We start from the raw sequence: 13,217 nt of genomic DNA on the forward strand, positions 1-13,217 counted from the left end.
GCGCTCAGGCGGCTCGGGCCGTGCCCGGATCTAGCCGGCTCACCAGCCGTCGGGACAGGTGGGCCAACGCACGCGACTGCGCCAGGTCGATCGGCCACCGTTCGACGTCGGAGCCGGCGGAGAGCTCCAGCAACAGGCCGGACGGCGGGGTCGGACCGACGTCCATCCGCCACAGGCCGACCCTGACCTGGATCACCTCGTCGCCCCGGACGGCCGTGCCGATGAGCCGGGACAGGTGCAGATCGTTCGACCCGGCGCAGGTGGGGCCGGGCAGACACCAAGGTGGATGAACGGGGTTCGGTAGGTTACTCATGGGCCAGGGTCGTCCTTTCCTGGTCAAGGCCCGGGGAGCGGAGTGCCAGCTCCACCCCGGGCCGCCCTGTTGGTGATGCTCAACCGGTTGCGAGCCAGGTGAGCGAAGTCAGTTTATAGCTGAGCGTCGACATTGTCGACACTGTCGACGTTATAGACGCTGTCAACTTGTGGTGATCTACTTGGCTCTGCGAGCCAGGGAGACACCATGAACACGCCTAAATACGAGCAGGTGGCGTCAGCCATCCGCGATCAGATCCACGCCGGAAAGCTGAGACCGGGTGATCAGCTACCCACGACCAAGGGCCTCATCGAGACATATGGCGTCTCCTACGGCTCGGTCCGAACCGCCCTGCTCATCCTCAAGGCCGAAGGGCTGATCGAGGGAAGACAGGGCGAGGGCGTCTACGTCCGGGACCCAGGCGCTCAGTAGCGCACCATAATTCGGCGTTCGATCGCGTCGACCACGATCTCCCCGCCGTACGGGATGATCAACTGCGGGTCGGTGTGACCCAGGTCGACGTCGAAGACCACCACCGGATCCGGGTGGTAGGCGGCCAGCGCCCGGGTGACGGCGGCCCGCTGGGCGGCGGCCCAGGCCAACCGGTCGGCCAGCGGCAACGGACGGGCGAAGTCCCACGCCTTCGGGCGGCCGACCACGATCGCCGGGAACCCGCCGAGCAGCCCCCGCTCCCCCATGTTGCGCAGCATCCGGAACACCTCCCGGGCGTCGGGGAGTTCGTTGGAGGTCTCGACGACGAGCACCGAGCCGGCCAGTTCGGCGGCCGACGGGACCCGGTCGGCGGCCATCAGCCAGTGCAGGATCTCCAGGCAGCCACCCCAGGTGCGGCCCCGCACCACTGTCGACGGCCCCTGCCAGCGCCAGCCGGTGCCGGGGAACATCACCGGTTCCCGGGTCAGCGAGGCGGGATCCCGCCAGTCGCCCGGCTCGTCACCCCACTCCGGCGCGGGGGTCAGCTCGTACCAGTCGGAGGTGAACAGGGCGGCGCGCAGCGAGTCGAAGGTCAGCGGGTGCGGTGCGCCGGGTCGGCCGAGGTGCACCAGCACCGAGCCGCCGTGGTAGGACACCATCCCCAGCCGGTAGAGGTGGTTGAGGACGTTGGTGTTGTCCGAGTAGCCGAAGTACGGCTTCGGGTTGGCCCGCAGCACCGCGTCGTCCAGGTGCGGGGTGACGGTGATCAGGTCGTCCCCGCCGACGGTGGCGAGCACGGCGTTGATCGTCGGGTCGGCGAAGGCGGCGGTCAGGTCACGCGCCCGGTCCCGGGGGGCGGCCCGGGACTGCCGGGTGGTCGGATACTCCACCGGCTCCAGGCCGAACTCCTCGCGGAGCCGGCGCAGGCCCAGCTCGTACACGTGCGGGAAGAGTGCCGGCAGACCGGCGGAGGGTGAGACCACCGCGACCCGGTCGCCCGGCTTCGGCTTGATGGGGTACGCGGGAGACGCCACGACCGGAACCTACCGCCCACCACCAGCGGATTTCACCCGACGAAACCCCTCAGGCCGGGCATTACGGGCCATAGGCTTGGCCGGTGGAAGACGAGCCGCGTACCCGGGACTGGCTGCCCCGCACGGTGGCGCTGCTGGTCGGCACACTGGCGCTGGCCACCGCGTTCATCGCCGCCTACGTCGGCGCGCTGCACCAGCCGCACCCCCGGGACGTGCCGGTCGGGGTGGTGACCGGCGACCAGCGCGCCCAGGCGCTGCTGACCGCCGTGCGCGCCCGCACCGACACCATCGAACCCGTCGGGTACGACAGCCCCGGCGCGGCCGACGACGCGCTCACCGCCCGCCAGGTGTACGCAGTGCTGACCTCGGCCCCCGACGGCACGCTCACCCTGGCCACCGCCAGCGCCTCCGCCCCGGCCGCCACCGAACTGGTCACCCAGGTCCTCACCCCGGCCGCCCAGCAGGCCCGACTGCCGCTGACCGTCACCGACCAGGTGCCCGTCTCGCCCGACGACCCGCGCGGCCTGGTGCCGTTCTACCTGGCCGTGGGGCTGGTGCTCGGCGGCTACCTGGCCTCGACCGCGCTCGGCGTCTCGCTCGGCACCGCCCCACGCGGGCTGCGCCGGGCCGGGTTGCGGATCGGCTCGCTGGCGGTGCACGCGGTGCTGCTCGGGACCATCGGCGCGGTGCTTGTCGGCCCGGTGCTCGGCGTCTGGGACCACGACCTGGTCGCGGTGGCGGCGGTCGGCGTACTCACCGTCTTCACCGCCGCGATGGTGGCCGCCGCGGTGCAGGGCTGGCTGGGGCTGCTCGGCACCGGGCTGGTGATCCTCCTGCTGGTGGTGCTCGGCAACCCCGGTTCCGGCGGCATCTACGCCCCGGAGTTCCTGCCCGCCGCGCTACGCGGCATGCACCGCTGGAACGTCCCCGGCCTCGCCACCGACCTACTCAAGTCGGTGGTCTACTTCGACTGGCGGTCCACCCGGTGGCCGCTGGCAGGGCTGCTGCTCTGGGCCGCCCTCGGGGTGTTCGGCCTGCTCACCGCCGCCCTGTTCCGCAGCCGACGGGCCGGTTCGGCGCGGGCGGCCCGGTGAGGACGCGTCGACCGTGGGGAACGTGACACACCGAACCCCTTCCTTCCGGACCGGGCCGCGCGGATACCATCCAGGGAGTCGGACAGCGCTGTCCTTCGTACTCACGTAAGGAGCGCACGTGACCGACCAGCACGATCACGACGGGCCCGACGCCGCCCTGCGGGCCGACATCCGCAGGCTCGGCACCCTGCTCGGTCAGACCCTGGCCCGCCAGGAGGGTCGGCCGCTGCTCGACCTGGTCGAGGAGATCCGCGCCCAGGTCCGCTCCGACGCCCCGGCCGCCGCGCAGCGCCTCGGTGGGCTCGACGTGACCACCGGCACCAGGCTGGCCCGCGCCTTCTCCACCTACTTCCACCTGGCCAACATCACCGAGCAGGTGCACCGCGCCCGGGACCTGCGCCGCCGCCGGGCGATCCAGGGCGGCTGGCTGGACCAGGCCGCCAAGATGATCGCCGAGCGCGGGGTGCCCGCCGAGGAGATCGCCGCCGCCGCCCGCCGTCTCGCGGTACGCCCCGTCTTCACCGCCCACCCCACCGAGGCGGCCCGCCGGTCGATCCTGTCCAAGCTGCGCGCCATCGCCGACGAGTTGGACGCCGAGACCAGCAACGCCATCCTCTACGGCGCCAGCGACGAGGGCCCGGCCAACCGCCGCCTCGCCGAACTGCTCGACCTGATGTGGCAGACCGACGAGCTGCGCCTCGACCGGCCCGATCCGACCGACGAGGCCCGCAACGCCATCTACTACCTGCGCGACCTGTACGCCGAGGCCGCCCCGCAGGTGCTCGACGACCTGGCCGACACGCTGCGCACCCTCGGCGTGGAGACCTCGCCGACGTCCCGCCCGCTGACCTTCGGCACCTGGATCGGCGGCGACCGGGACGGCAACCCGTTCGTCACCCCCGCCGTCACCCGGGAGGTGCTGCGCATCCAGCACGAGCACGGCATCGCGGCCACCGAGGCGGCGATGGAGCACCTGGTCAACGAGGTCTCCGTCTCCCGCCGGCTGCGCGCCGTGTCGTTGGACCTGTCGGCCAGCCTCGCCGCCGACCTCGACGCGCTGCCCGAGGTGGCACCCCGGTTCCGCCGGGTCAACGCCGAGGAGCCCTACCGGCTCAAGGCCCGCTGCGTGAAGGCGAAGCTGGCCAACACCCGGGAGCGGCTGCGCGCCGGCACCCCGCACGTGCCGGGCCGGGACTACCAGGGCTCCGCCGAGCTGGTCGCCGACCTGGAACTGCTGCGCGCCTCGCTGGCCCGCAACTCCGGGCAGCTCACCGCCGTCGGCCGGCTCGCCTCGACCATCCGTACCGTCTCCGCGTTCGGCCTGCACCTGGCCACCATGGACGTCCGGGAGCACGCCGAGAAGCACCACGAGGTGCTCACCCAGCTCTACACGGCGGTGGGCGAGGTCGCGGACTACCCGGCGCTGACCCGGCTGGAGCGCACCAAGCTGCTCGCCGACGAGCTGACCGGCCGCCGGCCACTGTCCGCCCTGGACACCCCGTTGACCGAGGCGGCGCGCAAGACGTTCGACGTGTTCGGGGCGATCCGCGAGGCGCAGGACCGGTTCGGTGGCGAGGTCATCGAGTCGTACATCATCTCGATGACGCTCGGCGTGGACGACGTGCTCGCCGCGGTGGTGCTGGCCCGGGAGGCCGGCCTGGTCGACGTGCACACCGGGCGGGCCCGGATCGGCTTCGTACCGCTGCTGGAGACCCCGGCCGAGCTGAACGCCGGCGGTGAGATGCTCGACGAGCTGCTGTCCCTGCCGGCCTACCGGGCGCTGGTGGCGGCCCGCGGCGACGTGCAGGAGGTGATGCTGGGCTACTCCGACTCCAACAAGGAGGCCGGCATCACCACCAGCCAGTGGTCCATCCACCGGGCGCAGCGGGCGCTGCGGGACGTGGCCGCCCGGCACGGTGTGCACCTGCGGTTGTTCCACGGCCGGGGTGGCACGGTCGGGCGTGGTGGTGGCCCCACCCACGAGGCGATCCTGGCCCAGCCGTACGGCACCCTGGACGGCGCGATCAAGGTGACCGAGCAGGGTGAGGTCATCTCCGACAAGTACACCCTGCCGGCGCTGGCCCGGGAGAACCTGGAGCTGACAGTGGCCGCCGTACTCCAGGCGACGCTGCTGCACACCGCGCCCCGGCAGCCCGCCGAGCAGTTGGAACGCTGGGACGCGGCGATGGACGTGGTCTCCGGGTCGGCCTTCCGGTCGTACCGTGGCCTGGTGGAGGATCCGGACCTGCCGGCGTACTTCTGGGCGTCCACCCCGACCGAGCTGCTGGGCGCGCTGAACATCGGCTCCCGGCCGGCGAAGCGGCCGAACACCGGGGCGGGCCTGGGCGGGCTGCGGGCCATCCCGTGGGTGTTCGGCTGGACGCAGACCCGGCAGATCGTGCCCGGCTGGTTCGGGGTCGGCTCCGGGCTGGCCGCCGCCCGCGAGGCCGGTCTGGAGGACGTGCTGACCGAGATGAACCGCAACTGGCACTTCTTCCGCACGTTCCTGTCGAACGTGGAGATGATGCTGACCAAGACCGACCTCAGCATCGCCCGCCGGTACGTGGAGACCCTGGTCCCGGAGCAGCTGCACCCGATCTTCGACAAGATCGAGCAGGAGTACGAGCTGACCAAGCAGGAGGTGCTGGCGGTCACCTCGTCGCCGGCCCTGCTGGAGAACTCGCCGGTGCTCCAGCGCACCCTCGCGGTGCGCGACACCTACCTGGAGCCGCTGCACCACCTCCAGGTGGCGCTGCTGCGGCAGTACCGCGACTCCGGCGCCGCCGGCCGGGCGGTGGCCACCGCGCCGGGCGGCCGACGCGCCCCCAACGACGGTACGGCCCTGGAGCGCGCCCTGCTCACCACGGTCAACGGCATCGCCGCCGGGATGCGTAACACCGGCTGACGGACACCGCCCCTGCCGCCGCTGCGGCGGCAGGGGCCCCGGGGTCAGAAGTCGCCACCACCGCCGAAGTCGCCACCACCGAAGTCGCCACCGTCGAAACCCCCGCCACCGAAGTCACCTGCGGTCCCGAAGTCCCCACCGCCGGCATCGCCTGCGGTGCCGAAGTCGGTGCCGTCGCCGAAGCCCTCCTGGTAGCCGGCGTCGTAACCGGGGTCGGCGAAGGCCGGTGAGAAGAGCGCGTCGGCGATCAGCATCCCGCCGACCACGCCGACACCCGCCCCCAGCGCGGTCTTCCACCAGGGCGTCGAGTACCAGCCGGACGGCACCGGCCGCCCCTGGTAGCGACCGCCCGGGTAGTAGTACGGGGTGTCCCGGCCGGGTTGCGGGCCGGCCTTGAAGCTCTGCCCCTGCACGTCCACCTGGCGTTCCCGGGTGATCTCCCCGGCGCCCTGCGCGGCGGCCAGCGGGGGCAGTTCCGGGCCGGGGTCCAGGCCGAGCGCCACCCGGGCGGCCCGCGCATAGGCGAGCCCCTCCAGCGCGGTCTCCCGGGCGAGCCGGAACTGGTGCACCGTACGGGCCTGCTCCAGCTGGCTGCCGGCCGCGTTGTACCGCTCACCGGCGTCGACCAGGGCCTGACGTACCGCAGGCTCGTCGCCGTGCAGGTTCATCACCTGGCCACCGAGGCGTTCGTACCAGCGTTGTGCGTCGGCCCGGACGTCGGCGAGACTGCGCGCCTCCCGGGCCGCCTTCTCCCGCCGCCACCAGACGAACCCACCGGCCAGCATGGCGACCAGGATCGCCCCGAGCAGAAGTTCCATCCCCCGAAGGTACCCGGGGGCGTCGAGTCGTACCCGTTTGGCAAGCTCTGGTGATGGACTTCTCGACGCTGGCCGTGGTGGTGGTCTGCCTCGCCGCCGGTGGCGCGGTCGGCTGGTACGCCGCCCGGTCCCGGTCGGCCACCGAGATCGCCCGGCTGGAGGCGACCCTCGCCGTCACCCGGGAGGGCGAGGGCCGGCTGGAACAGTCGATGCGGGCGCTGAGCTACGAGGCGACCGCCCAGTCCCAGGAGGCGGTGGCCCGCGCGGTCGCCCCGCTGCACGACACCCTGCGTCGCTACGAGACCCGGGTCGGCGAGCTGGAACGGGACCGGGTCGACGCCTACGCCGAGCTGCGCGAACAGGTCCGCTCGATGGGTGCCGTCTCCAGCGAGCTGCGCACCGAGACCAAGCAGCTGGTCGCCGCGCTGCGGGCCCCGCAGGTACGCGGACGCTGGGGCGAGCACCAGCTCCGCCGGATCGTCGAGGCGGCCGGCATGCTGGAGCACTGCGACTTCAGCGAGCAGGTCACCGCCGCCACCGACCACCAGGGCGTCCGCCCCGACCTGGTGGTCCGGCTGCACGGTGGGCGGACGGTGGTGGTGGACGCCAAGGCCCCCTTCGACGCCTACCTCACGGCGATGGAGGCGCGCGACGAACGCGGCCGGGACGCCCATCTCGACCGGCACGCCAAGCATCTGCGCGGGCACGTCGACGCGCTGGCCGCGAAGACCTACTGGGCGGCGTTCGACGACACCCCGGAGTTCGTGGTGCTGTTCGTGCCGGCCGACCCGTTCCTGGACGTGGCGTTGCAGCGCGACCCGACGCTGCTGGAGCACGCGTTCGCCCGCAACGTGGTGCTGGCCACCCCGGCCACCCTGGTCGCACTGCTCCGTACGGTGGCGTACTCCTGGCGGCAGGAGGCGCTGGCCCGCAACGCGGTGGCGGTGCACTCGCTGGCGCGCGAGCTGTACGGCCGACTGTCCACCCTGGGCGACCACGTCGGCAAGCTCGGCACCTCGCTCGGCGGCGCGGTCACGGCGTACAACCGGGCGGTCGGTTCGCTTGAGGCACGGGTGCTGGTCAGCGCGCGCAAGCTGGCCGAGCTGGGCGTCTCCGACCAGGAGCTGGCCGCACCCGCCCAGGTCGAGCTGGCTCCCCGCCAACCCCAGGCCCCCGAGCTGCTCCCCGTCGACGACCGCCCCTAGCTCACCCCACGCGCTCCACGGCGCGGGCACGGCACCGCGCGGGCACGGGCGGCTCAGGAGCGGCGGGCCGACTCCACCACGAACGGGACGCCCTGCTGGCAGGTGCTCATCAGGTCGGGCCGGGCCCGGCCGATGATGCTGACCCGGGCCCCCACGACGAGCACGTCCTTCGGGCCGCCGACCAGTTGGTGACCGTCGAGCAGCAGGCAACCGGGCTCGACACCCGACTCGATCGTGCCTGTCAGCTCGGTCGCGCCCACACCGGGCGGCAGCTTCGGCCCACCGGGCGGCAACTTCGGCCCGCCGGGCGGCAACTTCGGCCCGCCGGGCGGCACCGAAGCACCGGGTGGCAGCGCACCGGTGGATGGCGCGGACGGGGCCCCCGTGGTCGACGGGGTCGCCGTGGTCGACGGGGAACTTGTCGGCGTGGCCGGGGGGCCGGTGACGTCGGTACCGTCCCCGCTGCCACAGCCGGCGAGCGTCAGACCGGCGGCCAGCCCGACGAACACCATCCGAGGAGTTCTCATACCCACTGGGACGTACCCCGTCCGTGATCCGTTCCGCGTGACAGGCATCGATCCGTGAGAACGCACATCGATGCGCCGGCCACCTTCCCCAGACCCACCCACCCACCCACCCACCCACCCACCCACCCACGCCAGCCCGCCCCACCGCCACGCCCGCCCCACTGGCCCCGGTGATCAAGAGAAATACGTCACGATTGATCTCCACGGTGACGCAGACCTCTTGATCACCGGGGCCCGTCTCGCTGAAGGTGTTTCCGGCGATCTTGGTTAGTAGGTTTCGGGGGGGGGGAGCGGGCGCTGATGGTACGGCGTCAGCCGCGGGCGGCGGCCTTCATGTCGCGCTTGAGCTCCTGGGGCAGCGAGAAGGTCAGTCGCTCGTTGGCGGTGACCACCTCGTCGACGTCGGTGAAGCCCCGCTCGGCCAGGTAGGCAAGCACCTCCTGGACCAACTCGTCGGGCACGCTCGCCCCGGAGGTCAGGCCGACGGTGGCGGCACCGGCCAGCCAGGCGTCGTCGATCTCGTGGGCGAAATCGACCAGGTGCCCGGCGCGGGCCCCGGCGTCCAGGGCCACCTCGACGAGGCGTACCGAGTTGGACGAGTTGCGGGAGCCGACCACGAGCACCACGTCGCAGTCGGGGGCGATCTCCTTGACCACGTGCTGCCGGTTGGAGGTGGCGTAGCAGATGTCGTCGCTGGGCGGCGACTGGAGCAGCGGCAGCCGGGTCTTGAGCCGGGCCACCGTCTCCAGCGTCTCGTCCACCGACAGGGTGGTCTGGGAGAGCCAGACGACCTTGCTCGGATCCCGCACGGTGATCTTGTCGGCGTCGTCGGGACCGTCGACCAGCTGGATGTGGGCGGGGGCCTCGCCTGCGGTGCCGATGACCTCCTCGTGCCCCTCGTGGCCGATCAGCAGGATGTCGTAGTCCTCGGCGGCGAACCGCTTGGCCTCCTGGTGCACCTTGGTCACCAGCGGGCAGGTCGCGTCGATCGCCTTGAGCGAGCGCACCTTCGCCTGCTCGTAGACCTCGGGGGCGACGCCGTGCGCCGAGAAGATGACGGTGGCGCCCTCCGGCACCTCCTCGTTCTCCTCCACGAAGATCGCGCCCTGGGCCTCCAGGGTCTGCACCACGTGCTTGTTGTGCACGATCTGCTTGCGGACGTAGATCGGAGCGCCGTAGAGCTTCAGCGCCTCCTCGACGGTCTGCACCGCCCGGTCCACCCCCGCGCAGTAGCCGCGGGGCTTGGCCAGGAGCACGCGCTTGCCGGTCTTGGGGGTCGCCTCAGCCTCGGTCACCCACCCATCGTACGTGCCGACATCTCCGACGACAGGGGCTGCGACCCGTACCACAGCGGGGGTACGGAGCCGGTGGACCGGCGGCCCGGCAGCGCGCGGTTCGTCGGAGCCGGACCGTAGGGTGGGCGGGTGACCGACGCCCCCCGCAGCACCCCCGAGGAGCCCTGGCCGGTCCGGGTGGTCAGCCAGAAGGTCGGCGCGTGGATCGCCAGGCTCGGCTGGGTCTGGGTCGACGGGCAGGTGGCACAGATCAGCCGTCGGCCGGGAGCGGGCACGGTCTTCCTCACCCTGCGTGACCCGTCGGCCGACCTCAGCCTCACCGTCACCACCAACCGGGACGTCCTCGACGCCGGCGCCCCCGAGCTGCGCGAGGGCGCCCGGGTGGTGCTGCACGCCAAGCCGGAGTTCTACGCGGCCCGGGGCACGCTGAGCCTGCGGGCCGACGAGATCCGCCAGGTCGGGCTCGGTGAGCTGCTGGCCCGACTGGAGAAACTCAAGAAGCTGCTCGCCGCCGAGGGGTTGTTCGACAGGTCCCGCAAGCGCCGGCCGCCGTTCCTGCCACAGCGGATCGGCCTGATCACCGGCCGGGCGTCGGCGGCCGAGCGGGACGTGCTGACCAATGCCCGGCGGCGCTGGCCGGCAGTGGAGTTCCGCACCGTCAACGTGGCGGTGCAGGGGCCGGGTGCGGTGTCGCAGATCGTCGACGCGCTGCGGGTCCTCGACGCCGACGAGACCATCGACGTGATCATCCTGGCCCGGGGCGGCGGCGGCATCGAGGATCTGCTGCCCTTCTCCGACGAGGCGCTGTGCCGGGCTGTCTTCGCCTGCCGTACCCCGGTGGTCAGCGCGATCGGCCACGAGACGGACGCCCCGCTCGTCGACTACGTCGCCGACGTCCGCGCGTCCACTCCGACGGACGCGGCCAAGCGGGTCGTCCCCGACCTGGCCGACGAGGTACGGCTGATCGGTCAGGCCCGGTCCCGGCTGGAGCGGGCGGTGCGCAACCTGGTCGACCGGGAGTCGCACCGGCTGACCCTGCTGCGGTCCCGGCCGGTGCTGGCCCGCCCACAGGTGATGGTCGACCAGCGGGCCACCGAGGTGACCGCGTTGCGTGACCGGTCGACCCGCAGCCTGACCCACCGGCTCGGCGCGGCCACCGACGACCTGCGGCACACCCTGGCCCGGCTGCGTGCGCTCTCCCCCGCCGCCACCCTCGATCGGGGCTACGCCATCGTGCAGCGGGCCGACGGGCACGTGGTCCGGGCGGCCGGCGAGGTGGCCCAGGGCGACCCGCTGCGGGTACGCCTCGCCGAAGGCGAGCTGACCGCGACCGTCGAGGAGATGAGGACGACATGAGCGAGCGCAAACCCGACGAGCGGCTCAGCTACGAGCAGGCCCGCGCCGAGTTGGCCCAGGTGGTGGAGCGGCTGGAGGCCGGCGGCACGTCGTTGGAGGAGTCGCTGGCGCTGTGGGAGCGCGGCGAGCAGCTCGCCGCGGACTGCCAACGTGCCCTCGACGGCGCACGCGCCCGGATCGACGCCGCCCGGTCCACCGCGGAAGCCTGACCCGGCCCCGCCCTCGACGGACGGGCCGCACCCGCTGCCGGCGGAGCGGGTGCGGTGGCCCGTGCCGGCGCAGCGGTGGGTCAGCCGGCGAGGCGGATGCGTACCCGGCGGTTCTGCTTGCCCTTGCTCTCCACCTTGACGATCTGCAGCCGCCCGACCTGCCCGATCGAGGCGACGTGGGTGCCACCGTCGGCCTGCACGTCGAGGCCCTCAGTTGAACAGGTTGTAGAGCTCCTGCGGCGCCTCGACCACCTGGTCGGAGGCGGGCTTCTGGGCGGCGGTGGCGCTGCCGTAGTCGGAGTAGGTGATCTTGATGTCCTGGGCGGCGGTCTGACCGGCGGCCGGGATCTGGACCACCATCTCGCTGAGCCGGCCCTGCGGGTCCAGCTTCGCGGTGAACGGCACCGACTGCGCCTGGGCGCCCAGCGCGGTGATCACCGTCGGGTCGACCGAACCGGCCTCGGCCGCCTTCGACACGTCCAGGGTGCCGGCGTAGCTGCCCTCGCCGGTCTGCCGTACCTCGGTGATGCCCTGGGTGAGCACGGCGCTGCCGGCCGGGTCGACCTTGTCGAAGTCGAAGCCGAGCGACTTGTTGCCCTTGATCCGGGTCTGGTCGAGGTGCTGGTACTTGCCGAGGCTGAGCTTCTGCGCACCGGGGATGCTGCTTGCGGACTTGCCGCCGAGGTCCAGCTTCACCCAGCTGTCCGGCTTGGCGTGGATCACGTCCAGGTTCATCATCAGGTCCGAGGACGCGTCACCGATGCTCAGCTTGATCTGGGCGCTCTGGCTGGGCTGGTGCACCTGCCCCTCGGCGGTGGAGCCCACCCCGGTCATGGTGAACCGGAAGTTGCCGTTGCGGATCTCGTTGGTGGAGTTCAGCAGGGCCTGCTTGGCCTCGGAGGTGCCGGGCGAGGCGCTGCCCGAGGCGGCGCTGCCGGAGACCGTCGGGGATGCGGAGGCCCCCGCCTCGCCGCTTCCGGAGTTGTTGCAGGCGGCCAGGCCGGGGGTGAGCAGCGCCGCGGCGAAGACCGCCGTGCTGAAACGTCGAATGGTCACGTCAGGCTCTCCAGTCGGGTCGTCCGGTCCCCGGCGGGTGCCGGGGCGTGGCGCCGCGGGCGTGACGCTCTTTCGCGCGGCGCGCGGTCCCCGCCCGGTCGCGCCCGGCCCGGGGTCGCGTCCCTTCTGTTCCCGGACGTCGCCTTCCGCAATCCACCCCGGCGTGAATCACCCGTACGCCCGGGCGTGGAGCACCCGCCCGACCTGGCTTGGAGCACCCGCCCAACCCGGCGTGGTCACCGCCCCGCCCCTGGTCAGCGCAGTGCGCCGGCCAGCTCGCGCAACTCGTTGTCCCTGGCGTCCCCGACCACGATCACCGTACGGTTCGGTTCGAGCAGCACCAGGGCCTGCTCGTTGCCCCGCCCGGTGTACCGCTGCCAGTTCGCCCCGCCCAGGTCGGCCGGCCCCTGCGGTTGCCCCGCTGCGGTCAGCTCGGCCGGGAGCAGTCGCTCCGGCGGCACGTTGCTCTGCACCAGCTGGGCGCCCCGCCCCTCCGGAGTGAGATAGCCCACCCGCAGGTTCGCGCCGCCCTCGACGGTACGGAAACTGGCGCTCACCGTACGCCAGCCGGAGCCGAGCCCGGACGGCTCGGTGACCGGGAAGACGTTCGCGGCGCGGGCCTGCTCGTAGGCGGGGGTGGCGTCGACGGTGGTCGGCTGCTCGCCACCGAGGAAGCCCCGGTAGAAGGCGAGCAGCAGGGCGATCGGGACCAGCAGCACCAGCAGGGACAGCGCCATGTCCTTCGGCGACCGCTCTGAGCGGGGTTTCTCCACCCGGCCGGCACCCGCCGGCGGGGTCGGCTCGGCGGGTACGCGGTCGGCAGGCTGTGCGGGCTCCACCGGCCCATTCTCGCAGCCGCCCGGTGGAGCGATCCCGCCCACCATCGCCCCGCCCCGTCTCCGGACCTGGCATCGTGTGAGGATCAGCGACAAAACCGGCCGGGGCGACCGAGCCCCTGCCGGTCCACCCCGCA

At 72.6% G+C, this 13,217-nt stretch carries 14 protein-coding genes; 6 read left to right on the plus strand and 8 right to left on the minus strand.

The window, feature by feature from the left end; translation table 11 throughout:
* Nucleotides 1-4 precede the first annotated feature (4 nt).
* On the minus strand, nt 5-313 hold the full coding sequence (locus OHQ87_RS20260; RefSeq protein ID WP_328340088.1) for a hypothetical protein: 309 nt from the start codon (nt 311-313) through the stop codon (nt 5-7).
* Nucleotides 314-520: 207 nt separating this feature from the next.
* Here OHQ87_RS20260 and OHQ87_RS20265 point away from each other — a divergent pair, with 207 nt between their 5' ends.
* Nucleotides 521-745, plus strand: coding sequence for a FadR/GntR family transcriptional regulator (locus OHQ87_RS20265; RefSeq protein WP_328340090.1), 225 nt, complete (start codon nt 521-523; stop codon nt 743-745).
* On the opposite strand, the gene OHQ87_RS20270 is transcribed toward OHQ87_RS20265, so the two are convergent.
* Nucleotides 739-1,779, minus strand: coding sequence for a S66 family peptidase (locus tag OHQ87_RS20270; RefSeq protein WP_328340092.1), 1,041 nt, complete (start codon nt 1,777-1,779; stop codon nt 739-741). The genes OHQ87_RS20265 and OHQ87_RS20270 overlap by 7 nt on opposite strands.
* Nucleotides 1,780-1,862: 83 nt before the next feature.
* Here OHQ87_RS20270 and OHQ87_RS20275 point away from each other — a divergent pair, with 83 nt between their 5' ends.
* Both OHQ87_RS20275 and ppc read left to right on the plus strand, forming a co-directional pair.
* Nucleotides 1,863-2,873: a hypothetical protein gene (locus tag OHQ87_RS20275; RefSeq protein ID WP_328340094.1), complete on the plus strand. Its 1,011-nt coding sequence runs from the start codon at nt 1,863-1,865 to the stop codon at nt 2,871-2,873.
* 118 nt (nt 2,874-2,991) lie between these two features.
* A complete protein-coding gene (ppc, locus tag OHQ87_RS20280; RefSeq protein WP_328340096.1) occupies nt 2,992-5,778 on the plus strand; it encodes a phosphoenolpyruvate carboxylase in 2,787 nt (928 codons plus the stop codon).
* Nucleotides 5,779-5,822: 44 nt separating this feature from the next.
* Here ppc and OHQ87_RS20285 read toward each other — a convergent pair whose 3' ends face one another.
* Nucleotides 5,823-6,596 (minus strand): hypothetical protein, encoded by a 774-nt coding sequence (locus OHQ87_RS20285; protein ID WP_328340098.1) that lies wholly within the window; start codon nt 6,594-6,596, stop codon nt 5,823-5,825.
* A 53-nt stretch (nt 6,597-6,649) separates the two neighbouring features.
* On the opposite strand from OHQ87_RS20285, the gene OHQ87_RS20290 reads away from it, so the two are divergent.
* Nucleotides 6,650-7,801: a DNA recombination protein RmuC gene (locus OHQ87_RS20290; RefSeq protein WP_328340100.1), complete on the plus strand. Its 1,152-nt coding sequence runs from the start codon at nt 6,650-6,652 to the stop codon at nt 7,799-7,801.
* A 53-nt stretch (nt 7,802-7,854) separates the two neighbouring features.
* Here the strand turns inward: OHQ87_RS20290 and OHQ87_RS20295 are convergent, their stop codons facing one another.
* Together OHQ87_RS20295 and OHQ87_RS20300 are read right to left on the minus strand one after the other, a co-directional pair.
* On the minus strand, nt 7,855-8,328 hold the full coding sequence (locus tag OHQ87_RS20295; protein WP_442930568.1) for a hypothetical protein: 474 nt from the start codon (nt 8,326-8,328) through the stop codon (nt 7,855-7,857).
* A 311-nt stretch (nt 8,329-8,639) separates the two neighbouring features.
* The gene (locus OHQ87_RS20300; RefSeq protein WP_328340104.1) at nt 8,640-9,623 is read right to left on the minus strand and encodes a 4-hydroxy-3-methylbut-2-enyl diphosphate reductase; all 984 of its coding nucleotides are present in this window, start codon (nt 9,621-9,623) and stop codon (nt 8,640-8,642) included.
* 129 nt (nt 9,624-9,752) lie between these two features.
* Here OHQ87_RS20300 and xseA point away from each other — a divergent pair, with 129 nt between their 5' ends.
* Both xseA and OHQ87_RS20310 read left to right on the plus strand, forming a co-directional pair.
* Complete coding sequence (gene xseA / locus OHQ87_RS20305; RefSeq protein ID WP_328340106.1) at nt 9,753-10,979, plus strand: exodeoxyribonuclease VII large subunit; 1,227 nt, start codon at nt 9,753-9,755, stop codon at nt 10,977-10,979.
* On the plus strand, nt 10,976-11,188 hold the full coding sequence (locus OHQ87_RS20310; protein ID WP_328340108.1) for an exodeoxyribonuclease VII small subunit: 213 nt from the start codon (nt 10,976-10,978) through the stop codon (nt 11,186-11,188). Before xseA ends, OHQ87_RS20310 begins: the two co-directional genes overlap by 4 nt.
* Before the next feature lie 80 nt (nt 11,189-11,268).
* Here the strand turns inward: OHQ87_RS20310 and OHQ87_RS31425 are convergent, their stop codons facing one another.
* The 3 genes from OHQ87_RS31425 to OHQ87_RS20320 all read right to left on the minus strand — a co-directional run bounded on the left by OHQ87_RS31425 (nt 11,269) and on the right by OHQ87_RS20320 (nt 13,083).
* Complete coding sequence (locus OHQ87_RS31425) at nt 11,269-11,388, minus strand: hypothetical protein (protein WP_442930570.1); 120 nt, start codon at nt 11,386-11,388, stop codon at nt 11,269-11,271.
* 10 nt (nt 11,389-11,398) lie between these two features.
* Nucleotides 11,399-12,244: a hypothetical protein gene (locus OHQ87_RS20315; RefSeq protein WP_328340110.1), complete on the minus strand. Its 846-nt coding sequence runs from the start codon at nt 12,242-12,244 to the stop codon at nt 11,399-11,401.
* A gap of 254 nt (nt 12,245-12,498) precedes the next feature.
* A complete protein-coding gene (locus OHQ87_RS20320) occupies nt 12,499-13,083 on the minus strand; it encodes a DUF4245 domain-containing protein (RefSeq protein WP_328340112.1) in 585 nt (194 codons plus the stop codon).
* Nucleotides 13,084-13,217 lie beyond the last annotated feature (134 nt).

Source organism: Micromonospora sp. NBC_00421 (assembly GCF_036017915.1).
Lineage (GTDB): Bacteria > Actinomycetota > Actinomycetes > Mycobacteriales > Micromonosporaceae > Micromonospora.